Source organism: Collibacillus ludicampi, from assembly GCF_023705585.1.
GTDB lineage: Bacteria > Bacillota > Bacilli > Tumebacillales > BOQE01 > Collibacillus > Collibacillus ludicampi.
On record NZ_BOQE01000001.1, the window covers coordinates 1,336,830 to 1,363,743 of the forward strand.

Annotated in this window: 23 protein-coding genes; 7 read left to right on the plus strand and 16 right to left on the minus strand. The window is 48.8% G+C overall.

Annotated elements, in window-relative coordinates; translation table 11 throughout:
• Positions 1 to 15: 15 nt before the first annotated feature.
• Both DNHGIG_RS06650 and DNHGIG_RS06655 read right to left on the minus strand, forming a co-directional pair.
• Positions 16 to 1,194, minus strand: coding sequence for an acetyl-CoA C-acetyltransferase (locus DNHGIG_RS06650; RefSeq protein ID WP_282198939.1), 1,179 nt, complete (start codon positions 1,192 to 1,194; stop codon positions 16 to 18).
• A 25-nt stretch (positions 1,195 to 1,219) separates the two neighbouring features.
• Positions 1,220 to 3,172, minus strand: coding sequence for a (Fe-S)-binding protein (locus DNHGIG_RS06655; RefSeq protein WP_439647763.1), 1,953 nt, complete (start codon positions 3,170 to 3,172; stop codon positions 1,220 to 1,222).
• A 579-nt stretch (positions 3,173 to 3,751) separates the two neighbouring features.
• Between DNHGIG_RS06655 and DNHGIG_RS06660 the strand changes: the two genes are divergently transcribed.
• From DNHGIG_RS06660 to DNHGIG_RS06670, 3 genes are all read left to right on the plus strand, one after another.
• The gene (locus DNHGIG_RS06660) at positions 3,752 to 4,042 is read left to right on the plus strand and encodes a DUF5316 domain-containing protein (RefSeq protein ID WP_282198941.1); all 291 of its coding nucleotides are present in this window, start codon (positions 3,752 to 3,754) and stop codon (positions 4,040 to 4,042) included.
• A gap of 142 nt (positions 4,043 to 4,184) precedes the next feature.
• Entirely contained in the window at positions 4,185 to 5,570 is a 1,386-nt protein-coding gene (locus tag DNHGIG_RS06665) for a Na+/H+ antiporter NhaC family protein (protein WP_282198942.1), read from the plus strand.
• Positions 5,571 to 5,782: 212 nt separating this feature from the next.
• A complete protein-coding gene (locus DNHGIG_RS06670) occupies positions 5,783 to 6,370 on the plus strand; it encodes a TetR/AcrR family transcriptional regulator (protein ID WP_282198943.1) in 588 nt (195 codons plus the stop codon).
• 80 nt (positions 6,371 to 6,450) lie between these two features.
• On the opposite strand, the gene DNHGIG_RS06675 is transcribed toward DNHGIG_RS06670, so the two are convergent.
• Positions 6,451 to 7,653, minus strand: a complete 1,203-nt coding sequence (locus tag DNHGIG_RS06675) for an MFS transporter (protein ID WP_282201369.1) — start codon at positions 7,651 to 7,653, stop codon at positions 6,451 to 6,453.
• A 308-nt stretch (positions 7,654 to 7,961) separates the two neighbouring features.
• On the opposite strand from DNHGIG_RS06675, the gene DNHGIG_RS06680 reads away from it, so the two are divergent.
• Entirely contained in the window at positions 7,962 to 8,570 is a 609-nt protein-coding gene (locus tag DNHGIG_RS06680; protein ID WP_282198944.1) for a TetR/AcrR family transcriptional regulator, read from the plus strand.
• Between the two features lie 3 nt (positions 8,571 to 8,573).
• Here the strand turns inward: DNHGIG_RS06680 and DNHGIG_RS06685 are convergent, their stop codons facing one another.
• From DNHGIG_RS06685 to DNHGIG_RS06735, 11 genes are all read right to left on the minus strand, one after another.
• Positions 8,574 to 9,113, minus strand: a complete 540-nt coding sequence (locus tag DNHGIG_RS06685) for a hypothetical protein (RefSeq protein WP_282198945.1) — start codon at positions 9,111 to 9,113, stop codon at positions 8,574 to 8,576.
• A gap of 461 nt (positions 9,114 to 9,574) precedes the next feature.
• Positions 9,575 to 10,336, minus strand: coding sequence for a lysine 5,6-aminomutase subunit beta (kamE, locus tag DNHGIG_RS06690; protein ID WP_282198946.1), 762 nt, complete (start codon positions 10,334 to 10,336; stop codon positions 9,575 to 9,577).
• Positions 10,333 to 11,907: a lysine 5,6-aminomutase subunit alpha gene (gene kamD / locus DNHGIG_RS06695; RefSeq protein ID WP_282198947.1), complete on the minus strand. Its 1,575-nt coding sequence runs from the start codon at positions 11,905 to 11,907 to the stop codon at positions 10,333 to 10,335. The genes kamE and kamD overlap by 4 nt, the downstream gene beginning before the upstream one ends.
• A 390-nt stretch (positions 11,908 to 12,297) precedes the next feature.
• A complete protein-coding gene (gene kamC, locus DNHGIG_RS06700; RefSeq protein WP_282198948.1) occupies positions 12,298 to 14,004 on the minus strand; it encodes a lysine 5,6-aminomutase reactivase ATPase KamC in 1,707 nt (568 codons plus the stop codon).
• Positions 13,949 to 15,013 (minus strand): lysine 5,6-aminomutase reactivase subunit KamB, encoded by a 1,065-nt coding sequence (kamB, locus tag DNHGIG_RS06705; protein WP_282198949.1) that lies wholly within the window; start codon positions 15,011 to 15,013, stop codon positions 13,949 to 13,951. Before kamB ends, kamC begins: the two co-directional genes overlap by 56 nt.
• 14 nt (positions 15,014 to 15,027) lie before the next feature.
• Positions 15,028 to 16,320, minus strand: coding sequence for a lysine 2,3-aminomutase (kamA, locus tag DNHGIG_RS06710; RefSeq protein WP_282198950.1), 1,293 nt, complete (start codon positions 16,318 to 16,320; stop codon positions 15,028 to 15,030).
• Between the two features lie 50 nt (positions 16,321 to 16,370).
• Complete coding sequence (gene kdd, locus DNHGIG_RS06715) at positions 16,371 to 17,408, minus strand: L-erythro-3,5-diaminohexanoate dehydrogenase (protein WP_282198951.1); 1,038 nt, start codon at positions 17,406 to 17,408, stop codon at positions 16,371 to 16,373.
• Positions 17,409 to 17,593: 185 nt separating this feature from the next.
• A complete protein-coding gene (locus tag DNHGIG_RS06720; protein ID WP_282198952.1) occupies positions 17,594 to 19,159 on the minus strand; it encodes a sigma-54 interaction domain-containing protein in 1,566 nt (521 codons plus the stop codon).
• A gap of 127 nt (positions 19,160 to 19,286) precedes the next feature.
• The gene (locus DNHGIG_RS06725) at positions 19,287 to 19,478 is read right to left on the minus strand and encodes an alpha/beta-type small acid-soluble spore protein (protein WP_282198953.1); all 192 of its coding nucleotides are present in this window, start codon (positions 19,476 to 19,478) and stop codon (positions 19,287 to 19,289) included.
• 34 nt (positions 19,479 to 19,512) lie between these two features.
• A complete protein-coding gene (locus tag DNHGIG_RS06730; protein WP_282198954.1) occupies positions 19,513 to 19,698 on the minus strand; it encodes a XapX domain-containing protein in 186 nt (61 codons plus the stop codon).
• Positions 19,699 to 19,838: 140 nt separating this feature from the next.
• Positions 19,839 to 20,270: a YwiB family protein gene (locus tag DNHGIG_RS06735; RefSeq protein ID WP_282198955.1), complete on the minus strand. Its 432-nt coding sequence runs from the start codon at positions 20,268 to 20,270 to the stop codon at positions 19,839 to 19,841.
• Between the two features lie 418 nt (positions 20,271 to 20,688).
• On the opposite strand from DNHGIG_RS06735, the gene DNHGIG_RS06740 reads away from it, so the two are divergent.
• Positions 20,689 to 21,174 (plus strand): AAA family ATPase, encoded by a 486-nt coding sequence (locus tag DNHGIG_RS06740; RefSeq protein ID WP_439647764.1) that lies wholly within the window; start codon positions 20,689 to 20,691, stop codon positions 21,172 to 21,174.
• Positions 21,175 to 21,438: 264 nt separating this feature from the next.
• Here DNHGIG_RS06740 and speB read toward each other — a convergent pair whose 3' ends face one another.
• The gene (gene speB, locus DNHGIG_RS06745; RefSeq protein WP_282201370.1) at positions 21,439 to 22,308 is read right to left on the minus strand and encodes an agmatinase; all 870 of its coding nucleotides are present in this window, start codon (positions 22,306 to 22,308) and stop codon (positions 21,439 to 21,441) included.
• Between the two features lie 14 nt (positions 22,309 to 22,322).
• A complete protein-coding gene (speE, locus tag DNHGIG_RS06750) occupies positions 22,323 to 23,156 on the minus strand; it encodes a polyamine aminopropyltransferase (protein WP_282198956.1) in 834 nt (277 codons plus the stop codon).
• Positions 23,157 to 23,323: 167 nt separating this feature from the next.
• On the opposite strand from speE, the gene DNHGIG_RS06755 reads away from it, so the two are divergent.
• Together DNHGIG_RS06755 and DNHGIG_RS06760 are read left to right on the plus strand one after the other, a co-directional pair.
• A complete protein-coding gene (locus DNHGIG_RS06755; protein WP_282198957.1) occupies positions 23,324 to 25,432 on the plus strand; it encodes a transglycosylase domain-containing protein in 2,109 nt (702 codons plus the stop codon).
• Positions 25,433 to 25,708: 276 nt separating this feature from the next.
• Positions 25,709 to 26,896 (plus strand): pyridoxal phosphate-dependent aminotransferase, encoded by a 1,188-nt coding sequence (locus DNHGIG_RS06760; protein WP_282198958.1) that lies wholly within the window; start codon positions 25,709 to 25,711, stop codon positions 26,894 to 26,896.
• Positions 26,897 to 26,914: the final 18 nt, after the last annotated feature.

The window sequence follows — 26,914 nt, forward strand, 5'->3', positions numbered from 1 at the left end:
GTATAATTCCTCTACTCAATCCACCCGCAGTAAAATCGCATCCCCTTGTGCGGCACCTGAACAGATGGCAGCGATGCCCAATCCTCCACCGCGGCGGCGCAATTCATGGATCAATGCCCCGATAATCCGGGCGCCGGAAGCGCCGATCGGGTGTCCAAGCGCGATGGCCCCGCCGTTGACGTTTACCTTCTCCTCATCCCACCCGACGATCTTTCCGGACGTGAGCGTTACGGCAGCAAACGCTTCATTCACTTCAAAGAGATGAATGTCTGAGAGTTTATACCCCGTTTTTTGCAACAGCTTGTTGATGGCAAGTCCGGGTGTCGTAGCAATATATGGGGCTTCGGCACCGACAGCCGCATGTCCAAGAATGGTCGCAAGTGCCGTTTTCCCTTCCGCTTTCGCACGTTCTTCCTCCATCAGAACCAGCGCAGCGGCTCCGTCATTGACACCTGGAGCGTTTCCTGCTGTCACGGTTCCATCCTTTTTAAATACAGGCGGCAGGGCGGCCAGTTTCTCCAATGAGGTATCGCGGCGAGGTGCTTCATCCGTATGCACGACAGTCGTTCCCTTCTTCCCGGGGACTTCCACAGGAACGATCTCCGCCGCCATGCGTCCTTCATCGATGGCCGCAATCGCCCGCTGATGAGAACGAAGAGCCCAAGCATCCTGCGCTTCCCGGCTGATCCCGTATTCGGCGGCTACGACCGACCCATGCACGGCCATATGCACATTGTGGAAAGCGCATGTTAAACCGTCATATGTCATCAGATCGAGCACCGTCTGGTCTCCCATTCGGTAACCCCATCTTGCATTCGGCAGGATATACGGGGCATTTGACATGGATTCCATTCCGCCCGCGACGATCACCTCCGCATCACCGGAACGAATGATCTGATCAGCGAGTGTCACCGCGCGCATGCCGGATGCGCACACTTTGTTGATCGTCTCTGTCGGCGTCGTCCAAGGCAATCCTGCCTGAATGGCCGCTTGGCGTGAAGGGATTTGTCCGGCTCCCCCCTGCAAGACCATCCCCATGATCACTTCATCCACTTGTTCTGGGGAAACGTCGGCCCTTTCCAATGCACCGCGGATCGCGGTTGCACCGAGCGATACGGCGCTGAGCGGAGCCAGATGTCCGCCGAATCGCCCGAAAGGTGTGCGTGCCGTACTTACAATCACCGCTTTTTTCATCTTTTCACACCCCTGTCATCTTGATCTAAATCGCCATATTTAACAGCTCTACGACATCGTATGTGGCGATCTGTTCTTCAACCCCTTTTTGCTTCGTGCCGTCGATCATCATCGTCATACAATACGGACAAGCGGTTCCGATCGCCGTACATCCGGTTTCCAGCGCTTGTTCCGTGCGCATGACATTGATCCTTTCGCCGATCGTTTCTTCCTTCCACATGGAACCGCCGCCCGCTCCGCAGCACATCCCTTTCTCTTTGTTTCGTTCCATCTCCACAAGCTTGATGCCTGGAATTTTTTCGAGAATGTAACGGGGTGCGGAGTATACGCCGTTATACCGTCCGAGATAACAAGAATCATGATAGGTGATGACTTGATCGACTTCTTTCGTCGGTTTCAAGCGGCCTTCATCAATCAACTTGGCGAGCAATTCAGTCGCATGAAGGACTTCCGCTTGAAAACCGAACGCCGGGTATTCGTTTTTAAATGTGTTATATGCATGCGGATCTGTCGTCACGATTTTCTTCACGTTATAAGCTTTAAAGATTTCGATGTTCGCTTCCACCAACGTTTGATACAGCAATTCGTTGCCAAGACGTCTCGCCGAATCACCGTCGCTCTCTTCCTCATTGCCGAGTATCGCGAAATCCACCCCTGCCTCATTGAGCAGACGTACAAACGCTTGTGCGATCTTCTGGTTGCGCGGATCGAAGGAAGCGGCCGATCCCACATAGTAGAGATATTCCACTTCACCGTCCACTTCAGCCATGGTGCGCACTTGGAGGCCCTTCGCCCAATCGGCGCGCGTATTCCGATTTTGGCCCCATTCATTGGAATGGCGTTCAAGGTTTGTAAACGCACGGTTGACTTCGGCGGATGCCTTCCCCTCCGTGAGCACCAGATAGCGGCGCAGATCGATGATCTTATCCACGTGTTCATTAAACACGGGGCACGCTTCTTCACACGCGCGGCAAGTGGTGCAGGACCAAATTTCGTCTTCCGTATACACGTCACCGATCAACTGCGGCAGTTCTTCCAGACCCGCGGCCACTTCCGTTTGCAATACCAGATTTCCCGTTTGGTTTCCGCGGGCGGTCAACAAACGGTCGCCGACATCGGTGAGATGATCCCTCATCTTCAGAATCAAATATTTCGGCGAGAGAGGTTTACCGGACAATGTCGCCGGACAATTCACATGGCAACGTCCACACTCCGTACAAGCATAACCATCCAACAGTTGTTTCCAAGTGAATTGGTCAATGCGGCCCACACCAAACTCTTCGATCGTTTCATCGCTCAGATCGAGCGTTTTCAGCTGCCCGTTCGGTCTCATTTTACGGAAATATACGTTAAAGGCGGCCGCGATCATGTGTAAATGTTTCGAACGCGGGATGAAGATCAGAAATCCGAACAGGATGAAAAGGTGCGCCCAAATGAAGATTTCTCGCAGTACGACCAGCAGGGTTTCATTACCACTCGCAAAAAGGGTTCCAAGGCCGGATGCCACAGGAGACGCCCATCCCCCATGCGACTGATGAATCGCTTCATTCAATCCTAAAGTGATCAAATCGGTCACGATCAGTCCGAGGATCAAATAGAGAATCAAAAAAGCATCAAACGAATTATCCAAACGCATCGGTTTGATCAGATAGCGTCTGATCAGGGCGATGGCAATCGCCGCGATGACCAGTATCGAGAACAACTCATGCATGAACGTAAACCAGGCGGCTTCACCGATCAAAGGCAAATGGAAGCCAAAGATGTTATACGTAATGAAGTCGAGCGTACCGAAAGATAAAACGATAAAACCCCAAAAGATCACGAAGTGACCGATTCCCGCCGGATCGGCCAAGACTTTCGCCTGTCCCAGCACATATTTGAAGAATGAACGAATGCGATGCTCTTGCTGATCCGACCGGTCTTCCGGTTGGCCGAGCATCAAATACAAATACTTCTTGCGGAAGGCGATCGTGAACATGTAAAGGGAGTAGCCCGCCACAATCAGAAAAAGTAACACACGCACCCAGTACAAGAACCCCACATCCTTTCTAAAAATGTTATCCATTTGGAACACGTTCTTGAATGAATGAGCTCTCATTCATTTTTCTACCAAACGACAGGTAGATAGATGTCGCAAATATTCTTACTTATACTTATACACGAATTTGCTTAAAAGTTCGATAAGAAAAACAAGTCCCGTTCCCTGATTATCTTGAAAACGCTTCACGATATCTTCGTTTTGTTCGTTATTTCATATGGTTTTAACTTCATCACGTTTCTAGCTCCGGAAATCAAACGCCAGAAGTACAATCTCAGAAAGATGATCAGCCGTCCCATGAAACCTTCTCCTTGTTCTCTTTTATGTCGGAATTATAAAAAATAATTGACATGAAATGGTTATTGCGATGTATATTAACTTTGCCGACACCTCCTTATCGTTTCCTTGTCTCATTCACTCAACGAGATACTTGGGCAAACCATTCTCTCATCGGACTTTCAATACGGAAATTCCGCTCGTTCACCACGCATGCGAGCTAGTCAAAGGAGGCCGATCTTCATGAAACCTTTTTTATTTGGAAGCAGTCTGTCCATTCTTGTACTTATACTTTCTGTGGTCACTCATCATGGATCCATGGTTCTTGATATATGTGGATGGATCGGCTACAGCAGTTGGCTGGGTGCTGGTATCGTAACAGGAGCTTTTGTGAACGGAGACCGGATGAGGGCGAACTTCCATATGGAAGACAAAGAGGATCGAAGAAAAAGGCTACAATGGTCGAATGTGTTATTTCTCTTCGGGCTTCCGAATGTTATAGCAAACATTGTTGCATTATTCGTACTACGATGAGGACTTGTCCTTCATACATGAATCAAAAGAGTTCAGCGGCTGACATGGATCGAATTCGCGGCTTGTTCGTGCCGGAGAAATCATGTTTAAATGAAGAGGTACCAAATTTTGACGATCTATCATGAGGAGGGAATGAATACGGATGAACAAAACCCGAACCGTTCCTTTGTCATTGTCCGTCATACCATTTCTTGTTTCCATCGCCGGATTGATCGCTGCATTGAAATTTATAAACATCCCTTTGTATTCCGGGCTTGCGGCGGGATGGCTGACAGCCGTAGTGATATCTCTCTCCCATGGAGGAACATTTAGGTCTGTGGTCCGCGCAACGTATCAAGGAATGAAGAGCACTTTTTTCGTTGTCGCCATTCTCTTGCTGATTGCTGGAATCATTTCGGCATGGCTTGCTTCCGGGACGGTTCCTGCCATGATTTTCTATGGGATTCAATTGATTCACCCAAAGTTTCTCGTTGTGACCGCTTTTTTACTCGCGGCGGTTTCTTCGATGACCCTGGGCTCTTCAGTGGCTACCCTCTCCACTATGGGGGTTGCGATCGCGGATATGGCGCAAGTGCTAAACCTCTCGCCCGCGTTGATTGGCGGCGCTCTCATCTCCGGTGCGATGGTTGGAGATCGCACATCGCCCGTATCAGGAACATTTCACCTGGTTGCCCATATGACAGAAACCAAAGCGGAAGAAAATTATAAACCGATGTGGCAGACAGGAATACCGATGGTTATCGTTTGTATCCTTCTCTATTTTTTTCTTGGATATGGAAAAGTGTCCGGCAGTTTCAATCCTATGAACCACCCGTTTTTGCAAGAATTGATCCGGCATTTTCAGATGCCCTGGTACGTGATCATTCCCCCTATTCTGGTGCTCGTATTGGCGGTGTTTCGCGTTCCGATCATGCTGAATCTGGGAGTCGGTACTGTTTTGGGTATCTTCTTCGCCGTCACATGGCAAGGGGATTCGTGGCTTTCGGTTTTGCGTTCCCTCTGGCTCGGTTATGATCTTCAAGTGAACGGACAAGTGTTGCTCCATGGCGGCGGCATTTGGCCGATGTTCAACGAAGTTCTACTGATCGTCGCGGCGGGTGCTTTAAATGGGGTTATGGAGGAAAGTGGTATGTTGCATGCGATCCTTGATTCGTTACTGCAGCGCATCCACTCGAAAAGCGGATTGATCGGCGCGACTGTGTTACTAAGTATCTCTATGTCATTACTGGCATGCAATCAGTCATTATCCGTGATTGTGCCGGGACGCACTCTTCGTTCCACATTTGAGAAACTTGGAGTTCCTTCTCGTTATCTGGTGAGAAGTTTGGCGGACTCAGGCGTTGTTGTTTCACCGCTCATCCCTTGGAATTTGCACGGGATCCTTTGCTCTGCGGCCATGAGTATCCCGACGGTCGTTTACTTCCCTTGTGCATTCTTTCTGTGGGGTCTCCCCATCCTAACGCTTCTTCTCGCCTTTTGCCCGAGAAGGTTGTCGTTCAAATGGAATCAGCATGGCCATTCGATTTGAGGCCCAGTTTAAATAGAATACCTCATGGTTTCACAGAGATATCTTGATGCCTTTTTTGTTAAACGATGGGTAAAAGAGGTGCGCACCAAGCCAATTTGGGAGAGTTATATACTATCCAGATAGTATTCAATTTTTATGATATAATATTAAGTGTAACTGTCAACCATTTTTTAAAATCATTTGGGATCGTTCTACGAGGTGTACAATTAACAATGAACAAACACAAGATAAAAAAAGAGATCTCATTTCAAAAATTTATGGAAGCATCTTTGAAAGTTTTTGCTGAAAAGGGTTATGAAAAAGCCTCATTAGACGATATAGCTAGAGAGGCTGGTTACACAAAAGGTGCATTTTATATTCACTTTTCCAGCAAAGAAGAATTATTCCTGAAACTGATGAAGTCCAGATTAGAAGTTTTTAAACAACAGTTTTTGGAGTCTTTTACGCCCGGGGAAAACATAGAGGATACGGTCAGAGCAGGGGTAGCACTTTTTGTTCATCTAACGAAAAAGGATAATTGGGCACCGTTATACTTTGAATTTTGTGTTAATGCCATAAGAAATGATAGTATCAAGAAACATATGGCTGATCACTACCAAGATTGGATTGAGACGATCATTTTTATTTTAAAGCAGTCAAAAGAATGTAAGAGTTGCAAAGATGATGTATTAAAGCAACTAGCTGCGACCATAATCGCCTTATTAGACGGTTATCATTTACAAGAAAGTATTTCGCCAAATTCCATGAGTCAAGATACGATCTCCAAATCGATTGTAAATGTAATCCATTCCATTTGTTAAATTCTTATTCCGCAGTCTAACGATACGAGACTGCGGAATGGTTACAATGAAGGGCCTCTATTGGTTGATTCTCGCTGAAGTTACGAACCTCGATTCAAATACCTCCGCCCAGAGACAAGAACAAGCATACCGAGGAATACAGCGACTGCGGCGACATAGTACGATACACTCGGAGCGTAACGCTCCGCAAGTTTACCGGCAAGCCAAGGTGCGATGGCACCGCCGACAAACCGTACGAAACTGTAAGCGGCCGAAGCAATTCCCCGTTCAACCGGTGCGACATGCATGACCGCTGTGGTAATTAAAGTGGTATTGATCCCCATGAGTCCTCCGGCAACGATGATCAGAACGATGAGAACCGTTCGGGAAGAGATCTCATATCCCAAGATGTCGATGAAAGGTGTATGTGCGGAAACGATCAATCCCATCGTCGCCAAATCAAGGGCAAACAAAAGCAGCATCGCGTACAGGATCTTCTGTGTGCTGAATCGGCTTTGCAATTGTGGTGTGAGAAATACGGAAGTTATCGCCAACAATACTCCCCAACCGAAGAACACGTAACCGAGACCATGCGCATCCATGTTTAATACAAAAGGAGAAAAAGCCAAAAGAGTAAAAAAGCCGAAATTATAGAAAAGTGCAGTGATCGCCATGGTCAATAGTCCACCATATCGCAAAGCGCGGATCGGGTCAAGCACCGAACTTTTTCGCTGCGGTTTCGCGAGATTCGGGAGCAATGTAAGTACGGAAATAAAGCCAATAGCCATAAGTATCGCGACACCGAAGAACGGCCCGCGCCAACTGATTCCCCCGAGCCAGCCACCGAGCAACGGTCCGGTAGACATACCAAGTCCAAGAGCGGCTTCATAAAGAATGATTGCACCTGCCGTGCCGCCACTAGCCAAACCGACGATCGCAGCAAGAGCCGTTGCGATAAATAACGCGTTACCCAGTCCCCATCCGGCCCGAAACCATACGATCTGTCCAATCGAATGGGAAGAACCCGCTAATGCAGCGAATAAGACAATAAGAAAGAGTCCCGTAAGCAATGTCCACTTGGTTCCGATTCGGCTCGAGACCGCACCGGTGATCAACATGGCCACACCCGTAATCAGCATGTAGCTCGTAAACAAGAGCTCGACCTGGCTGGGATTCGCATGTAACTGTGCTGCAATGGCTGGTAAAATCGGATCGACCAAGCCAAGTCCCATAAACGCGATGACACAGGCGAATGCTACTGCCCAAACGGCCTTCGGTTGACGGAGACTGACTTGATGGCTCATATGGTTCGCTGTTTCAATGGATGGCACCCTGATCAACCTCCGTTTGCAAAAATAATTGTTTGATAAAAGAAATAGAAAGAGCACTGCGCATGGAGACGTGAAAAGGCTTCCGCTATGAAGCACTGTTTTCTCGCATAGCGCATCAAGCGAAACCTTTTATAGACATGTTGTTTATTTATCAACATAATGTTAATTATATAGATAGCAAGAGATTTTTCAATCGACACATTTTATAATTATGTTGATTATTCAACTGACCGGATAATCATGTTGTATAAAGTAAAGAAATTAAACAAGGGGATGCCATCATGTCGATAAACAAAAAACTTGACCCACGCGTAAAAAGAACACATCAACTTTTGAGGGAAGCACTCATTGCGTTAATGTGTGAAAAGGGTTATGATGCGATCACTGTACAGGATATTGCCCAGCGAGCGACTCTCAATCGCGCTACATTTTACCTCCACTTTCGGGACAAGGAAGATTTATTGCAACAGACGATTGACGATATCCTGAATGATCTAAGTTCCGGCATGACGTCGGTAGCGATCGCCGAAAAGGAAGATGAGCCTCATCCGGACTTGATTTATATTTTTGAACATGTGTCCCGCAATTCCGACTTTTATAAAGTAATGCTCGGTAAAAATGGATTACCGGGATTTATGTTTCGTTTGTCAGATATGATCAGCCGAAGGTTACACGAAAAGATTGCCGCCAGACAACCGGACGAAAATCAACTCAAAGTGGCCAAGGATATCTTCACAAGCTACGTCACTTGGGCTTATCTGGGGGTGATCGTTTGGTGGCTGGAAAATGATATGCCGTATACACCCAAATACATGGCGACCCAGCTGACACTCTTACGAATCCAACATCGAAGGTTGCTTTTCGGGGAACATAAAGAACAAATGCCTTAATCCCTACGATTCTCCGATTTCTCGGATTTTTTTCTTCATCTGAGCGATCGTCAGATGATCGAAGACCCGAAATCCTTCTTCAAGCGCGATCGTCCTTCCGTTTGAATCTAAAGGATATACACCTTGCCAGATGCCGACAAGGCTATAGTATGTTGTGCCTACAATCGGTTTGAGAAAAAAGACATAATCATGTTTGAATAACGGACCAGGGTATATTTTCAATAAGGGATCATCCTTTTTCGGAGGGGGAATGAGCCCCGGTTGCACGATTTGGATCGTAGGATGAGGCAACGTCCCCTTTAACACGTCTTTGACTTGAAGCGTCTGAACGTAATTGACTTCTCGCCCCTTCTTTACATAGGCACGACTCGTTTGGATGGGAACCGCATGAACAATCAGCGTTGCAGTTTTTACCAGTTCCTTCTCCGTTTTCACTCTCGTGGTATTCACATGGATTTCGCCAATCGATTGAATCGCATAAACGGGTGAAGTGAAAAAAGTCAAAAGAATAAGCAGGGTAAGTGCATGTACCAATCGTTTCATGATGATCTCCTCCCTTCACTCGTTTTAAGATTTCATATTCGACGGATTTTTATTTGCCTGACCAAATCCAAAAATCCACCTTGAAGATTAGTGCTTGGGTGGATGTATCGCTTTGCGCTTGGGTTCTTTAAGGCATATTCTTTGCGCTCATGCTCCGTGAAGGCCGTCTCGCATAGAACAAAAAATCAAATGTAGCGAGACGACCTTCAAGGTCGCTATTACGCGCAAAGAATATGCCCTCTGAAACGGTTTAAAAGAAGCGGAACGACCTTCAACTCACCTCTGCGCTGCAAAGCGATACATCCACCCAAAAGCCACTCGGTTTCTTGTAGAAGTCTCAAACTTCTCTTCCCACACGAGACCCTTTTCATCCTCTGATGGCGTCGCTTGCAGAATGAGTGGCTATGAAAAGAGCCGCGTATTGCCTTTCTGCATGCAATTCGCGGCTCTTCGTCTATCTTTCACTTGTCAGCCAATCCACGTTTGACGATTTCCTGTACGATAAAGGAAGCCACATCAGGTGCCAGTGTACCAGGGCCGAAGCCAGCGTCATAGCCCAATTCCAAAGCGAGCTCATGGGAGATGCGCGGACCGCCACAGATCAGAACGATATTTTTGCGCAATCCCTCCGCTTCCAGCAATTCAACAAGTCGACTCAAATTCGGAATATGAACATCTTTTTGTGTCACGACTTGCGAGACGAGCAGGGCGTCTGCTTTCAGTTCGATTGCTTTCGCGATCAGATCTTCATTTTCCACCTGGGCTCCCAGATTGTAGGCATTTATCATCGGATAGCGTTCCAGTCCATATTCACCCGCATAGCCTTTCATATTCATGATGGCATCGATGCCCACCGTATGTGCGTCCGTGCCGGTGCACGCACCGATGACCACGATCTTGCGGCCGATCCGTTCCTTGATAAATTCATTGATCTCATAAAAATTCATGCGCGGGGAATCGACTTTGGCCACTTGTATTTTCGTGTAATCGACCGTATGGCGGCACTTGCCGTACAAAACGAAAAATGTATACCCTTCCCCCATGTCGGTCATGTGGACCACAGAAGGTTCCATTACACCCATCTTCATCGCTAACTGCCTGGCCGCTTCCGCCGCTTCTTCACCATGAGGGACAGGAAGGGAGAAACTCAGTTGAACGACACCGTCATCCATCGTATCGCCATAAGGCCGCACGCGAGTGAGATCCACTTGCTTCGTATTCATACATTCACCTCTTGTTCCAACCCCAGTTCCTTGCGCAGTAAAATTTCAAACGGATTGTAGTAGTTTTCTGCCCGCATGACCACGCCATTGAGCCCTTTTCCGCCCGTTAGCGTTCGCTTCACATCGGCGAAAACGCCACGGGACAGCGCTTCGAGCAAGCCCATGTCACGGATCTCTTCCAGCAGGCGGGTCGCCTCATCCAATACCTGATGGGCGCGCCGCACGATGATCCCGTCCGGTTTGAATTGAATCTCGTCCCCCAGATGGCGCATGTTGTTGAACACGTATTTGGCCGTTTCAATCGCGATTTGCCTGTCATGCATTAAAGGGGTGTGAATGGCTTCTGTCATCATGCCAAGGAGCTGAATTCCTTGATGAGACATGATTCCCACAACGTTGAATAACGTGTCTTGTACGAGCCCACGAAAAATATTACCTGTCATGTGTTTGGTTGGCGGCATGTATTTTAACGGCGCGTTGGGGAAGATTTCGCGCGCCATCTGCGCCTGTGCGAGCTCGAGCAAAAAACCGTCTTCGATCATCGGGTTCATCTCGAATGCATGGCCAAGCCCCATCTGCTCGGCAGGCAAGCCCGAACGAAAAGCCATCTGTTCATTGATAAACTGGCTCGCCAGGACGGTATGTGCCGCTTGCACCGCATCGGCGGTTGTCAGGTAGTTATCCTCGCCCGTGTTGATGATGATTCCGGCGTAAGCGTTGATCATACGCGAGAAGTGTTGATCCACGAGTGTGCGCTGCATGTTGATATCGCGGAATAAAATCCCGTACAGCGCGTCGTTCAACATGACATCCAAACGTTCCAATGCTCCCATCGCCGCGATTTCCGGCATACAAAGCCCCGAACAGTAGTTGCATAAGCGGATATATCGGCCCAATTCCTCGCCAACTTCATCCAGTGCCTTACGCATGATGCGGAAATTTTCCTGTGTCGCAAACGTGCCTCCAAAACCTTCCGTCGTGGGTCCGTAGGGTACATAATCGAGCAGAGATTGGCCGGTCGAGCGAATCACAGCGATGATATCGGCACCTTGTCTTGCTGCCGTACGCGCCTGGATCACATCTTCATAGATATTTCCCGTCGCCACGATCACGTAAATATAAGGTTGTTTCCCCTCACCGAGGCGTTGCAAGTATTCCTCACGCTTTTGCCTGTTCGCGCGGATGCGGGCAAGCGACTGTGCCGCCAATTCGATCGCCTTTTGTTGGATCAGATGTTCAGGCGCTTTCGGCAGTTGAAAGAGGTGTAAACGTCCCGATGCCACTGCTTCTCCCACTTCTTGAACCGTCAAATTTTCCTGCAAGATCGCGTTCACAAAATATGTGGCGATCCCTTCTGACAATTTTCCCGCTTCCAGCGCCTGATCGACGACCACGTTCGCAAGAGGCACAAAATCAGCATCTACCCCGTCCAATCCGAATAAACGCAAAACAGTCCGTTCCACCGCCACCGTTGTTCGCGCCAATATAAAATCGGTGATATTGTCTGCAATCGCGGAAGCTGCGGAACGAGCACGCTCGATCTGTTTCGGATCCAGAAACAATTTGCTCATCGTGCTGCTTTCCCCTTTCATCTATCCTGATAACTAGTGCTTGGGTGGATGTATCGCTTTGCGCTTGGGTTCGATGAAGGTCGTCTTTGGGGCATATGCTTTGCGCTCATGCTTCGTGAAGGTCGTCATTGCGGGCATATGCTTGGCGTTCATGCTCCGTGGAGGTCTTCTCGCTCGGAATATCTTTAGTTGTTGCGAGACGACCTTCAAAGTCGCTATTACGCGCAAAGCATATACCCCATAACGTCCAAAAGGAAGCGGAACGACCTTCAACTCACCTCTGCGCTGCAAAGCGATACTATCCACCCAAAAGCCACTCCGTTTCTTCTGGTAGCTTTAAACTTCCAAACACAAGAAACTTTACATCCTCTCATGGCGCCGTTTGCTACATCAGTGACTAACTTGACGATCCTTCGGTGTCGAATTAGCGGCGTGAAGATCTAACTGTTCTCCCAGATGTGTACGTCCATAGCGAATGATAGCCTTGGGGAGTCCCAGATGTTCAGCTATCCAGAGCGCATCCTGCGGTACTTGTTCTCGCTCCGTTCGCAACGGTACGATGCGATAATCCATCGCTTGCTGCAGTTGCACAAGCATATCACCTGCCTGATGCAGGCGGATCTCCTCTTTCTTTTCATGAGCGAGACCGATCACCCGATATGCTTGAATTCCTGGCACTTTCGCGACTGCTGCAAAGTGGGTGGCCACAAATGCGGAATGTTCCGTCGTCAGCAGATGGCGGACAAGTCCTACGGCAATCGCCTCCCCTTCCTGCGGATTGGTCGTACGCGCGACTTCATCCATGAGGAATAGCCCTTCTCCCGTTTCGCCCAAAATGTCAACCAAGCGTTTCACTTCACCGCCAAACGATGAAAGGCCGTGTTCACTCGTTTGCTCATCACCGCCGAGAAAACGGATGCGCTCGACAGGGCGAAAGGTATATGCGCGTACAGGGACGTGAAAACCATATTGAGCCAATCCCTGCAGAAGTGCCATCGTTTTGAGCGCGACGGATTTCCCCCCCATATTTGGTCCCGTCACTACGCCAACACCGCGCTGGAACGTGAGAGAAAGCGGTGTGTAGCGACCGCCTTTTTCACATACCTGCTTTTCGATCCAAGGATGCACCGCATCTTCGATCAGCCAACCCCATTCATTCCATTTCGGCTCAACAGCTTTCCATCGATTGGCCCATTCACTTTTGGCAACAAGCCAATCCAAACGGCCAAACGCCTGATGCACCTGTCGCAAACGATCAACCTCAGGAAGAAAGTGACGGCTGATCTCTTGCAAAACTTCCTTTTCAACCGCTTCCAACTGCTCCATCAAAACTTGTTCTTTCTCTTTCAATTTCTCGATGTCAGTGCTGTCGACAATACGGAAGATCACTTCCCACGCATTTTCCGCCTGCCTGATCAAGGATCGGTCTTCATTTGCGAGTGCCAACATGTCGCGGTCATTTTTATCCCAAATATATTCACCTTCGCGATTGGGCAAGCGGCCGTAGCGCGCATGAAGAACGTCATACAGTTCTTTGCGCATTTTGCGGATCTCCGCGCGAACCTCATCACACGCGTTGCGCAGTTGTGCCAAACGCGGATCATATCCGTCATCAATGGAAAAATCGGGCTTCAACTCTGCGGATGGGTTCAGCAAGCGAAGCAGTCGCTCCCAATCGACGTCGGTCATCCATGAAAACAAGATTTGTTTTTCCCGCAGTGACTCTTGAAGTCCCCGTCCTGTCCAAAGGAACTGTTTGATTTCAAAGAAATCAACCACTCTGAGCGGCATGCCCTTGACGAGGAGTGCGAGTTGTTGTTCGACTGGCCGCAAGCTTTGCAACCGATTGCGCAGGGTCTCAGCGAAGTCTCTGTCCTCAAGCGCTATGCGCATCTGTTTAACGGCGTTCATTTCCTCTTGCCAAGCGATCCGATCATTCGGGCCAAACGGAAGCAATCGATTTTTATAATGTTTCCCCAGCGATGAATAAGGGCACGCTTGTGCCCATACCTGTTCCCAATGCACCTGTATCTTTGTTTTTTCATCCAGAAGATGGTAGGCGGGCACGCGCGTCACCTCCAATTCCCGCTTTGACATCCATAACAGGGAGTTCTCCCGCCACTTCGCGAATCCGTTCCACGAGTGCTTCCCTCGGCAAATCATATCCCGCGATCGAATGGGGGTTCACCGCGATGGCCAATACGCGCGTTTCTTTACCTATTAAAAGACGATGCCCACGCCGTACATAAGAACGCCAAGCTTTCGCCGTCACAAAAACGTGTGTCGCGTCAGGAACGAGTAACGAAAATCCTCTGGGCATTCCCTCCATTTGAGCCAATACGCGATCGGTAACCGCTCCGGGTATGCAAAGCGCCTGCGCGTCCTGCGGCCAGTTCGCGTCGAGACACAAATGGCCCGTTAATGAAGAGGTTTGCGCAAGAACGGCAGGAGCACAGGAAGGACCGCCCGCTACCGGTCGCCCGTACTGCTCCGCTAAATCCAGCAGGCGGCATTCCCACTCCTCGTTCGCCCGCGGCAACCGGAAGCGCCATAACCATTCGGCTGTCTGACGCACCACTTGGTCGACAGAGCGGCCTGCCACCGCACCGGTTACCAAGATGACACCATCGGTCACATCGGGTGATGCCGCGATCATGCGATCAAAAGCACCATCCACAAGATGCAAATCAACACCTTTGGCATCAAAACGTGCGAGCACATCTTTCACGTGCTGCATTTGGCGAATTCCAGCCAAGATGACCGTACCGCTTCGTTTCACGCGTGCGATATAGACCTCTCCGAGAGGGGAATCGATTCCCGTCGCCTCTTCCAGTACAAGTTCAGCGGTTCCCTCTGTTAACATCTGAGCGGAAGACGCCACGAGGGCGCCTGCCGGTACAACGACTTCCGGTTTCGGCACCCCCATGATCGCATCCATTCGTTCGCCATCCACGCCGATGCTTTGAATCGAAACTTTTACTCCCTCTTGCTCCGCTTGTGCCAGCAGATCATTCAGCACGGTCGTCTTGCCCGCGTGTTTGGCAATCCCGACAATCGCTATACGCTTGGCACCAGCCTCCTTCACGACGGTTAACATCTCATCCATTCCTTCCGGAAGCTTTATTCCTGCTCACGGCGTCTCCGTTTTAATCCTTTCGGTTCAAGAGACAATGCTTGATCGTTGAGAAGCTTTCCTAGTCCAATGTTTTGTTCATGATGGTTATGCGTACAAGTGGGAGGACAGCCTTTGTCTTCATATACAGGCTCATGGTAAACCGAGATGACTCCTTCAAAGTTACGCAGCACGACTTTACCATGACCTTGCGAGATCAAATATTGCGGCATGACGGGGATCTTACCGCCCCCACCCGGTGCATCCACAACAAAGGTCGGCACCGCATATCCGGATGTATGACCGCGCAATTGTTCCATGATCTCCAATCCTTTGGATACGGTCGTACGGAAATGCTCAATGCCCTCAGAGAGGTCACATTGATAGATATAGTAAGGACGAATCCGGTTTTTCACGAGTTCATGCATCAGTTTTTTCATGATATGCACGCAATCGTTGACTCCACGCATCAGCACGGTTTGGTTGCCAAGCGGAATCCCCGCATCCACGATTTTATGGCAAGCTTCTACCGCTTCAGGCGTGAGTTCATCCGGATGGTTAAAATGCGTATTAATCCAGATCGGATGATACTTGCGCAACATATTCAAGAGATTATCCGTGATTCGCTGCGGGAAGACGACGGGTGCGCGTGTGCCGATGCGAATGATCTCCACATGAGGAATCGCACGCAAGTTCGAAATGATATATTCCAAGATCTTATCATTGACAAGCAGACCGTCGCCCCCGGAAAGCAACACGTCGCGAACCTGAGGCGTACGACGGATGTAGTCGATCGCCGCATCCAGTTGCGGTTTGGGAACCGCATGACCCACCTGTCCCGAAAAACGGCGGCGCGTGCAATGGCGGCAATACATCGAACATTGGTTTGTAATTAAGAACAGCACGCGATCAGGATAACGGTGAGTGAGACCCGGTGCGGGTGCATCTTCATCTTCCGAAAGCGGATCTTCCATATCCCAGGGGGATCGTGTCATCTCCGCGGATAAGGGAACCGCCTGTAGACGGATCGGGCAATTCGGATCATCCGGATCCATCAACATCGCGTAGTAGGGTGTGATCCTTAGCGGCATCGATTCATTCACATGCTTTGCGCCTTCAATTTCGTCTTCGGTCAGATTGATCACTTTTGCAAGATCTTCCACCGTGTTGATCGTATGCGTCAATTGCCACATCCAATCGTTCCATTGTTCATCCGTAACATCTTTCCACAATTCGATATCGCGGAAGTGGCGTTTTTTCTTACCGTAAAGGTATTTCAAATCTTTCTCTGCAAGACTCATGTCTACTTCCTCCTTTTATCAGATGTATCTATGAATTCCGAATCCTTTAATCAAGCGTATTTCTCACTGAAGATGCGCAACAGTTCAGGGCACTCACGAACCAGGGAGAGTGACAGTTCCGCGTGCCCCTTCGTATATCCGTTTCCGATGACCATGGTGATATCTTTGCCCACGCCTTCCGCACTCAAGGCGGCTGCCGTAAACGATGTCGACATGGAGAAAAAGTAAACCATTCCCTCGTCACGGGTCGCGAGTATCGATGACATCTCTGTTCCCGGTACGTTGACACAATTGATCGTCACATCCGCAAATTGCCCGTTGGTCGCGCGCTCGATCGCACGCATAACGGAAACGGCGTCGGTCGCATCGAGGTTTATTACCTCATCCGCCCACCCCAACCCGCGCAACAATTGGCATCCTTTTTCCCCGTATTCCACGGCGATGATACGACCTTCCGGCCCCGCCGATAAGCGCGCCTGACGCAGGACCAGCAAACCCGACTTCCCTCCTGCGCCAAGGACGACCACCGTCTGGCCTTTTTGTACCCATCTTGCGGTCTGAGCGGGTGCGCCACAGACGTCCAGAACGGCTAGTGCAACTTTATCTGGAAGATCGGCCGGCAATTTGGCGTAAAGGCCGCTTTCAAACAAAATCGCCTTTCCTTTGATGTCGACTTGGGCACGATCCGTGTCAATCTTGAGGATCTCGTCAATCGTCAGAGGGGTGAGGGACAGTGAGACCAGTGTAGCGATGCGTTCTCCCACTTCAAGATTCACTTTTCCACACAGGTCTTCCCCGATTTGTTCCACTCTGCCGATCAGCATCCCCCCGGAACCGGTCACAGGATTATGATGCTTGCCTCGATCTGCAACCGTCTTCCGCATGATCTCGGCGATCTTATTCACATCTCCGTTCGCTTGGTTACGCATCTGCACAAAGGAAGCAGAGTCGATATTTAATGTTTCAACGTCAATGAGAATTTCGTTGCTGTAGCAAATCGGTGTATTATCGATGCGCCATGCTGGCTGAGGCATCGCACCTGCGGGCTCGATCACCCGGTGCAGCCCGTAGCGGTCACCTTTCTTCAAATGCGCGGCCTCCTTTGATCCTTTTGTCTTCTGTCGCTCTCTTTTTTATTGCAAAACTTGTGCCAACCAAATGAAACCAAGAAAAATGGCGCTTAACCGCATACATCGTGCGGCAGCGCCGAATTTTCGCAAATGAGAGTGCCGGATTTTTGGCACTGCTCGAAAATTGCCTTTTTTCTCGCCAGTCAATCGTTACTTATTTCTGAAGAAGGAACGTTTCCCTTTATTTTATCAAGTTTATATTGCAGCGTTTGCCGGGGAATGCCTAACAGTTTGGCTGCTCTTTGCACGTTGCCTCGCGTCTCTTGCAACGCCGTCCGAATCATGTACTGTTCGACCTCCTGCACCGCCGCACGGAGCGTGCGGCCTTTAAGGAACGATTGCCAGAAGGAATCCGGATGGCCGCTCCTTGGCCGCTCCTCTCTATGATCCGTTGGCTCATGTCCATCATTCTCCTGAAACATCCTTCTGTTAACCTGTTGACCACCATTTGCTCCCGCTTGAAACGAGTTTCCGTCTTTCGTTTCCTGTTTCGCTTTTCTGACAATTTGCCACGGAAGGTGCTCCACTTCGATGAGATCGTCGCTCACTTGGTTCATGGCCCCCTCAATCGCGTGTTCCAATTCCCGTACATTACCGGGCCAATCGTAAGAAAGCAACAGTTTCTCCGCGGTGGGGCTTACCCCTTTGACCGAGAGTCCGAACCTGTGATTGTAATCATCAATAAAGTGTTGGATGAGCAGGCCGATATCCTCCTTTCTTTCGCGCAAAGGAGGCAGTTGCAGAGAAACCACGTTGACGCGGTAATACAAATCGGCACGTATCATCCCTTGTTCAACCGCCGCCAGCGGGTTTGCGTTTGTGGCTGCAATGATGCGTACATCGACCGGGATCACTTTTGTATCGCCGACCCTGCGAATACATCCATCTTGTAATACACGCAAAAGTTTCGCTTGCAATTCTAGCGGCATGCTGTTTAATTCATCCAGAAACAAAGTGCCCTCATGTGCCAATTCGAATAATCCCGGGCGGTTTTCTGCTCCCGTGAAACTGCCTTTCACCGTTCCGAAAAGAATCCCTTCCAAGAGAGAAGCCGGGAGCGCCGCACAATTTTGTGCGATAAACGGCTTGTTTTTGCGCGGACTTGCGTGATGAATGGCTTGTACAAACAGTTCCTTCCCTGTGCCTGTCTCGCCGTACACCAAAATCGGTGAAGATGTGGAAGCCGCGCGCTTCGCGATATCTTTAAGTCTCTTCATCTGCTCATTTCTCGTAAGGATATCATCAAATGTATAACGTACCTGCATGGGGGAACGGTCGGTGCGTTTCGCGGGTGACGCGAGCAATTTCGCTTGCAGATCAAGCAATTTTTCCGTCAGTTCTTTTACACGCGTCAAATCCCTGGATACTTCCAGCGCCCCGATCACGCGCCCTTGCGAACGAATCGGCAGTGTCGTATTGACGGTATGCACTTTCCTTCCGCGAAAATTGGTATACGTTTGTGGCTTGTGATAAATCGCTTCACCCGTTTCAATGACTTTCAGCAAAGTACTGGTGTCATTCATCAAGGATGGAAATACTTCCAATACATGTTTTCCTATGACTTCCTCCGGCCGTAAACCATCAAGCCTTGCCGCGACTTCGTTATAATAGATCGAGATCCCTTCCCGATTGACTGCGTGGATCCCTTCATCGATCGAGCCCAAGATCGCTTTCAGCATCTCCGCCATTTCTCTCAGATCCTGTTCCATACAAAGGCCCCCTCGCCTGCAAAACACTATCAGATTCTATTATAAGTGAATTTACCAGACTGTTGGCACTCTTGTGCTGAAAATTGGGCAGAATGGATGAGTGAAGTCGAAATCATTTGCGTCCTCTTTATTTCTTTCGCTGTTGGTATCTCAAAATGACAGGAATACGCTTCTTGATTAACTGGCCGATTTTCCCGCAATCTTTGGTCGAAAGATTCCCCCAGTACCCGTCGTTGGACAAAGGAATCCCGAGTTCACGGGCAATTTCCCATTTCATTTGCTCGATCATCTGCTTGACTTGCGGATCTTCGATATTCATCGCCAACACCTTTGCTTCAGGGCTTGAAGGATACTCATGTCCAGAATCGGCTGATCCAATCGCTCAACCATCGAAAGAGAACGGAGCCTAACCAGATCCCAACGATACCAAGAATTCCGGACAGGACTGGCGGAGCAGGAAGGGGAAGTTTGAACATCGTAAAAATGACACCTACAATGATACCGGTAAGCAAGGAGAGAAACGGTGTTTTCCATTCCATAGAATCCCGGACTCCTTCCCGATAGATGTGATCCAAAGGATCCCTGGTTTCTTCTGATTCTTACACGATTCGGGGTGTAACGTATACCGACCGAATGATGGGAATGATCGTGTCATTTATGTTGAAACGTGTAATTTCACCTAATCTTTTGAAATAGTTTTCACTTTTATTTGCAAATTCATGCGGCTCTTCTCGCCTTCCATCTCCATCGTATACTCGATACATATCCGTGCTTCGTCATCCCCTATGAAATGATCCATTTTCTCTGTTTCAATCCAAAATCCTAAATTTCCGTAAGGGGTTTGGTATTGCCCGGAAAATTGTTTGTCTAATTGGTAGACGTGGCGCATGTTGATTTCCCCTTGGCGGATGAGGGTAATATCATTCTGCGCGACTTTTAATGTCGTCTGTGTATTTCCTAAACCCGATTCATTATTTTCCTGATAATGGAAGTATTGGACATCGCCTTTTACGTACCAAAAACCTTCGAATGTTTGATTATACGTTTGGGTAGAGCCATCAGAAAGAGTTTGCGTGGTGTTTACTATGATCTTTACTGGCTTTTTTATCATGGGTATGACTGTCCTTTCTATTTTGAAAGCTTGTGGTTTGGTGGGGATGCCTCTTTGCGCTTGGGTTCGGTGAAGGTCGTCTCAGCGGGCATATGATTGGCGTTCATGCTCCGTGAAGGTCGTCTCGCATGGAATCATAATCATATGTTGCGAGACGACCTTCAAAGTCGCTATTACGCGCAATGCATATACCCTTTTACGTCCGAAAGGAAGCGAGACGACCTCCAAAGTCGCTGTTTCACGCCAAGCACATGCCCTCTTACCTGTTTAAAGGAAGCGGAACGACCTTCAACTCACTTCTACGCTGCAAAGCGATACGATCCACCCAAAAGCCACTTTGTGTCTGGTGGTAGCCTCAAAATACTCTTTCCGCATAAGAAACTTTTCATCCTCTGATGGTGCCGCTTGCTGCAAGGTTGTGGACTCTCCATCGGACCTGAGCCGATTCATACGTTTATCGTGGTTTCCTAAAATCACGAACGGTTTTTTTCTCAGAGCTGAATCTTTTCATCAATTTGCCACCCATATAGATGAAATAGGGGCTCAAGCATTTTATGGCGGTCAGTCACTTCATGAACAGTCTCATGGGGAAGCATTTCTATCGTTATTGCGAAACCGCTTTGGCAAAAAAGGAATTTATTTGCTTGATGAACCGGAATCCGCCTTATCTCCAGCCCGACAACTCGCATTTTTACGATTGCTTCATGAACTTGTGACTGTTGGTGAATCACAATTCATTATAGCCACACATTCTCCTATCATTTTAGGCTATCCAAATGCCTCGATTCTAAATTTCGATACTCATCCGATCTCTCCTATATGTTATGAAGAGACCACTCACTATTCTATTACACGTAGATTTTTGGAAAACAGGGAGCATGTATTAAAGCTGCTGTTGGAATAAAGAAAAAGGAGGCGGTTCATACCTCCTTTTAAAGTGAAATTTCAACATCAGCTTCATTCAATAAATGCTCGCATAGTGCAATAAATTTTCCTTGACTGTACATGGCTTGTAGCAAACTAATAATATGCTTTTTATTTTGAGACTATCGTTACGGAAGTCTCTTCTGAAATGATTAACAAGGACGGGAAATCCGTTGTGGAATGTACCGTTACCTTGGATTAAATCCAAAAGAGCCCCCTCTTGCTAGACAAAAGGGGGCTCACCTTATTTCACGAGTCCGAGAAGCACTTCACGGATCACTTTGGATGCGAGAATCTGTGTTTGTTCCGTAGGATCGATCCCCGGTGAAACTTCGACCAAGTCAAGTCCGACCACGTGGATACCCGATTTAGCCATCTCATGGATGGACTGCAACAATTCAAGAGAGGTGATTCCGCCGGGTTCCGCTGTACCGGTACCGGGGGCAAATGCCGGATCAACGACATCGATGTCGATGGTGACATAGACGGGACGCCCCTGCAATTCTGGCAGGACTTGTTTCAACGGTTCAAGAACCGTAAAAGGATAGAAGTTCGTGTTGGCGCGCGCCCACTGAAACTCTTCCTTCGTACCCGAACGGATCCCGAATTGGTATACGTTTTTCGCGCCGATGATATCGCAAGCCTTGCGGATCACGGATGCGTGGGAATAAGGTTCGCCTTCGTAATGTTCACGCAAGTCGGCGTGCGCATCGATATGAATGAGCGCGAGGTTCTCGTATTTTTTTGCGACCGCTTGGATCGGTCCCCAGGATACCAGGTGTTCTCCGCCGATGCCAAGAGGAAACTTTCCATCCTTCACGATACGACCCACATATTCCGCAATCATTTCAATCGATCGGGACGGATTGCCGAATGGAAGAGGAATATCTCCCGCATCGAAGTATTTGACATCTTCCAAAAGCTTATCCAGATAAGGGCTATATTCCTCCAGACCGATGGAAACTTCACGCACGCGGGTGGGGCCTAAGCGCGTACCGGCGCGAAAAGAAACCGTCCAATCCATGGGCATTCCGTAAATCACAGCCTGAGCCGCTTCATAATCTTGCGTCGCGCCAATAAATTCGCCGCCGTTATACGCCGGATCAAACTTCATCGGGTGGAAAGCCATTACTTCAACAGCTCCTCAACAAATTTAGGTAAGCGGAAGATCGATTTATGGATGCTTGGGCTATAATACTTCGTATTCGGCGGATCAAACAGTTTCGCTTCATCAACATGTAATGGATCATATTTTTTCGATCCCATCGTGAAGCTCCAAAGGCCCGATGGATACGTGGGGATCGATACGGTATACAAGCGAGTGACAGGAAAAATCGCAGCGATATCTTTATACACGCGGCGAATCAACTCCTGATTGAACCATGGGGATTCCGTTTGTGCCACCATGATGCCGTCCTCTTTCAACGCTTCAAAAATCGCCTGGTAGAAGTCGCGGGCAAACAACCCCACCGCCGGACCTACAGGTTCTGTGGAATCCACGAGGATCACGTCATATTCGTTTTTATTCTCCTGAACATGCTTGATGCCGTCGATCACTTGAACATCGACGCGCGGATTGCCTGTCAATTCGCTCGCGATTTGCGGCAGGTACTGTTTCGAAACTTCGATCACACGACCGTCAATTTCCGCGAGTACCGCTTTTTCAACGGACGGGTGTTTCACGATTTCACGGATCGCGCCGCCGTCTCCTCCGCCGACGACCAAAACCTTTTTCGGATTCGGGTGTGTGTTCAGCGCGACATGTGCGATCATTTCGTGATAAACGAATTCATCTTTATCTGTGGTCATCACCATGCCGTCCAAGACGAGCATCTTTCCCCATTGGAGCGTATCCAGCATGGCGATATCCTGAAACTCGGATTTTTCCGTATGTAACGTTTCTTTGATTTTCGCTGTTATTCCGAAATTCTCTGTTTGTTTTTCCGTATACCATAGATCCATGGGAGGGTGTCCCCTTTCCTCTAAAAAATCTCGCAAAATTCGCTACGTATTATACCAGAACTGGTCAGAAAATAAACCCCTTTCCTCCATTCACTTACAAAGTTTATCTCTCCCCAATCATGTACATACTGGAAAGTAGACGAGCTTGCTACGAAAGAGGGATGCGTATGCCCATATCCACAAAGTCATCCGATCTCTCAAGTGACACACTGCATGGAACTCCACCAACAGCCTATCCCAGCAGAGTACAACGGCGCAGGAGGAGAGGCGGGTTCATCTTCGCCTTTTTCTCGCTGGTTTTCCTTATTTCTATGGCAGCCGGCAGTCTTTTTTATCTCTACTTGCGATATGCACCGCTGCCTCCCAGTAACGTAGCCAACACCTCGACCGTAATCGCTGATGACGGAACAGTCCTGACCGATCTGTTTAGAGGTGGACAGAACCGCTTGAAGGTTCCATTGCAAGAAATTCCCCTTTATTTGCGTGAAGCTACGATCGCTGTGGAGGACGACCAATTTTATTCCCATCACGGATTTAATTTAACGAGTATCGCCAGGGCTCTTTATGTGAACTTCAAAGAAGGGCGCATCGTTGAAGGTGGTTCAACGATTACCCAACAACTAGCAAAAAAACTTTACTTCTCTGATGATCGAACCTTCACACGCAAGCTCAAGGAAGCCGTCCGGACCATGCAGTTGGAAATCAATTATTCGAAGGATCAGATTCTCGATCAATATTTGAACATTATCTATTATGGGGAAGGAGCATACGGAGTCGAAGCTGCGGCGCAGACGTACTTCGGAAAATCCGTGCAGGATTTGGATCTCGCGGAATCGGCGATGCTCGCGGGTCTCCCGAATAGTCCGAGCAGCCTTTCACCTTTTCAGAATGAAAAAGGAGCGAAAGAACGGCAACGAATCGTTCTCGATGCGATGGTCAAACAAGGATATATCACGAAACAACAAGCGGATGACGCGTATCATGAACCTCTGAAATATGCGACAAAGCATTCATTGAATGCCAACGCACCGCATTTCACCAATTTGGCCGCCACTGAAGCAAAAAACGCGCTTGGCCTGCAGGATAACGAACTGGCTCTAGGCGGGTATAAAATCCATACCACTCTGGATCCCAACATGCAAAAATTGGCGGAGGACGCGGTGGCCAAATATATGCCGAGAGGAGATCTAGAGGTTGCCCTTGTGGCGATTGATCCGAAAACGGGGGCCTTGAAAGCGATGGTGGGAGGGCGTCATTTTAAAGATCCTGGTTTCAATCACGTGCTGGCTAAAAGGCAACCAGGATCATCGTTCAAGCCGATACTCTATCTGACAGCTCTCAACAATGGTTATACCCCCGCCACACGCATCAAAAGCGAACCGACGACGATCAAATATGGAGCGGATGGCGAAAAAACGTACGAAGTCAAAAACTTTGCGGATCAATACGTCCATGATTTCATCGATATGCGAACCGCGATCTCACGTTCCGACAACGTGTATGCAGTTACGACGAACATGGACGTAGGCCCTGATAAAGTAGTGGAAGAGGCTAGAAAACTGGGAATCGAGAGCCCGTTGCAGCCATATCCATCACTTGCTCTCGGTGCTTTTCCCGTTTCTCCTCTTGAAATGGCGCGGGCCTATTCGGCCTTGGCGAACGGTGGGCAAAAGGTGCAGATTCATGCCGTTTCATCCATTGAGAATGCTTATAATAAAAATGTTTACCAGTTTCAGAGCACTCCGGAACAAGTAGCAGACCCGAAACTTACGTTTATCCTTTCCGATTTGATGAAAGGCGTTTTCGAACCGGGAGGAACCGCTTATCGAGTCGCAAAAATGATCGATCGCCCCGTTGCGGGAAAGACAGGTACAACCGATACGGATGCCTGGATGATCGGCTATACACCCGACCTGGTGACCGTCGTATGGATTGGATACGATAAGGATCGGTTGCTCTCGCAAGAAGAATCGCATCTCGCAGCCCCAATCTGGGCTGAATTTATGAAACAGGCGTTGGCCCGCCAAGAGAAAACAGATTTCCAGAAGCCTGAGGGAGTCATCCAAGTAGCGATTGATCCCACCACGGGTCAACTGGCTACACCCAACTGCCCATCCCAACATCTTGAGTACTTCGTGGCCGGTACGGAGCCTACCGAAGAATGTTCGGAACACCCGGCATCCCTCCCGGGGAAGCTGCGAAAAAAACTAGGAGAAGGCAGTTCAACTCTGCATAAAGTGTGGGACTACCTCACAGGCGGAAAAGAAAATCCCTGACGCGTCTCCATTCTTGACGCATCATTATACGAAGAAAAGGTTGTACCCCTGGCCGCATTCAGTGTCAGCTGAGGATGAAAATTTTCTCATGCGCAATGTGATAAACCTACCCAAGCACTCAATTTCAAAGTTGATTTAGTATTCATCACTGTAGAAAGATACAGTCTACGCGTTCACACATAGGACCACGGATGCATTCCGTGGCTCTTTGCTGTTGACTTGCTTTCCTTTTTTGGCGTATGTTTAGATCAATATGAAGCTATGGAGGGAAACTCAATGCCATTCGGACTTTCTAACCGGGTCAAGGAAATCGCTCCTTCCCCTACGCTTGCGATCGATACGAAAACGAAACAGATGATTGCCGAAGGAGTAGACGTGATCAACTTAAGTGTTGGCGAGCCTGACTTCAACACGCCGAAACCAGCTTGCGATGCAGCCGTCGAAGCGATTTACTGCGGATTTACCAAATATACGGCCGTACCGGGTATAGTCGAACTCCGCAAGGCGATCGCCGAGAAACTGGAACGGGAAAATGGTGTCACGTATTCTCCCGATGAAATTATCGTGTCTTCCGGCGGTAAACATTCTCTATACAACATTTTTGTCGCAATCATCAACCCTGGTGATGAAGTCATCGTTCCGGCGCCTTATTGGGTGAGCTATCCGGAAATGATCCGACTTGTCGGCGGTGTTCCTGTCATCGTTGAAACGGACGAATCCACTGGATTCAAGGTGACACCCGAAATGCTCTCCGCCGCCATCACTGAGAAAACGAAAGCACTCGTTCTCAATACGCCTTCCAACCCAACCGGCGCCGTTTATTCGCCCGACGAGATCCGCGCACTGGCTAAAGTTATCGAACAGCATGAGTTTTATGTGATCTCAGACGAGATTTATGAGAAACTCCTGTACGATGCCGAACACCTGTCATCCGCAGCAGTTTCTGAAGGTATGAAGAAGCGGACGTTGTTAGTCAACGGTTTCTCCAAAGCGTTTTCCATGACGGGGTGGCGCATGGGATATGTGGCCGGTGATCGTGCGATCATCAAGGCGATGACCAGTTTTCAAAGCCAGACGACATCCAATCCTGTCTCTATTTCACAGAAGGCTGCGATTGCTGCCCTCAACAGCTTTGATCCTGAAATGGTAACAGAATTCCGCCGCCGCCGTGACTTTGTGCTCAGGCGATTGGAAGAGATGCCACTGATTCGTTGTATCGAACCCCAAGGCGCGTTTTACGCATTTCCAAATATCGCTGATATCCTGGGTAAAAGTTATAACGGGCAAACGATCGACTCCTCGGATACGTTAGCCGAACTTCTGCTCACCGAGTCGAAGATCGCGTTGGTTCCCGGCAGCGGATTTGGAGCACCGAATAACATTCGGATCTCTTACGCGACTTCGATGGCAAACCTAGAGAAAGCGATGGATCGTTTGGAATCATTCCTCAAAAACGTTCGCTAAAATCCCCGGACCCGATTC

What these genes read in the sequence shown, in the direction of transcription:
- DNHGIG_RS06650 (WP_282198939.1), bottom strand. Translation starts at nt 1,194, where the DNA reads ATGAAAAAAGCGGTGATTGTAAGTACGGCACGCACACCTTTCGGGCGA.
- DNHGIG_RS06655 (WP_439647763.1), bottom strand. Translation starts at nt 3,172, where the DNA reads ATGTTCACGATCGCCTTCCGCAAGAAGTATTTGTATTTGATGCTCGGC.
- DNHGIG_RS06660 (WP_282198941.1), top strand. Translation starts at nt 3,752, where the DNA reads ATGAAACCTTTTTTATTTGGAAGCAGTCTGTCCATTCTTGTACTTATA.
- DNHGIG_RS06665 (WP_282198942.1), top strand. Translation starts at nt 4,185, where the DNA reads ATGAACAAAACCCGAACCGTTCCTTTGTCATTGTCCGTCATACCATTT.
- DNHGIG_RS06670 (WP_282198943.1), top strand. Translation starts at nt 5,783, where the DNA reads ATGAACAAACACAAGATAAAAAAAGAGATCTCATTTCAAAAATTTATG.
- DNHGIG_RS06675 (WP_282201369.1), bottom strand. Translation starts at nt 7,653, where the DNA reads ATGAGCCATCAAGTCAGTCTCCGTCAACCGAAGGCCGTTTGGGCAGTA.
- DNHGIG_RS06680 (WP_282198944.1), top strand. Translation starts at nt 7,962, where the DNA reads ATGTCGATAAACAAAAAACTTGACCCACGCGTAAAAAGAACACATCAA.
- DNHGIG_RS06685 (WP_282198945.1), bottom strand. Translation starts at nt 9,113, where the DNA reads ATGAAACGATTGGTACATGCACTTACCCTGCTTATTCTTTTGACTTTT.
- kamE (WP_282198946.1), bottom strand. Translation starts at nt 10,336, where the DNA reads ATGAATACGAAGCAAGTGGATCTCACTCGCGTGCGGCCTTATGGCGAT.
- kamD (WP_282198947.1), bottom strand. Translation starts at nt 11,907, where the DNA reads ATGAGCAAATTGTTTCTGGATCCGAAACAGATCGAGCGTGCTCGTTCC.
- kamC (WP_282198948.1), bottom strand. Translation starts at nt 14,004, where the DNA reads ATGTCAAAGCGGGAATTGGAGGTGACGCGCGTGCCCGCCTACCATCTT.
- kamB (WP_282198949.1), bottom strand. Translation starts at nt 15,013, where the DNA reads ATGGATGAGATGTTAACCGTCGTGAAGGAGGCTGGTGCCAAGCGTATA.
- kamA (WP_282198950.1), bottom strand. Translation starts at nt 16,320, where the DNA reads ATGAGTCTTGCAGAGAAAGATTTGAAATACCTTTACGGTAAGAAAAAA.
- DNHGIG_RS06720 (WP_282198952.1), bottom strand. Translation starts at nt 19,159, where the DNA reads ATGGAACAGGATCTGAGAGAAATGGCGGAGATGCTGAAAGCGATCTTG.
- DNHGIG_RS06725 (WP_282198953.1), bottom strand. Translation starts at nt 19,478, where the DNA reads ATGAATATCGAAGATCCGCAAGTCAAGCAGATGATCGAGCAAATGAAA.
- DNHGIG_RS06730 (WP_282198954.1), bottom strand. Translation starts at nt 19,698, where the DNA reads ATGGAATGGAAAACACCGTTTCTCTCCTTGCTTACCGGTATCATTGTA.
- DNHGIG_RS06735 (WP_282198955.1), bottom strand. Translation starts at nt 20,270, where the DNA reads ATGATAAAAAAGCCAGTAAAGATCATAGTAAACACCACGCAAACTCTT.
- speB (WP_282201370.1), bottom strand. Translation starts at nt 22,308, where the DNA reads ATGAAGTTTGATCCGGCGTATAACGGCGGCGAATTTATTGGCGCGACG.
- speE (WP_282198956.1), bottom strand. Translation starts at nt 23,156, where the DNA reads ATGGATCTATGGTATACGGAAAAACAAACAGAGAATTTCGGAATAACA.
- DNHGIG_RS06755 (WP_282198957.1), top strand. Translation starts at nt 23,324, where the DNA reads ATGCCCATATCCACAAAGTCATCCGATCTCTCAAGTGACACACTGCAT.
- DNHGIG_RS06760 (WP_282198958.1), top strand. Translation starts at nt 25,709, where the DNA reads ATGCCATTCGGACTTTCTAACCGGGTCAAGGAAATCGCTCCTTCCCCT.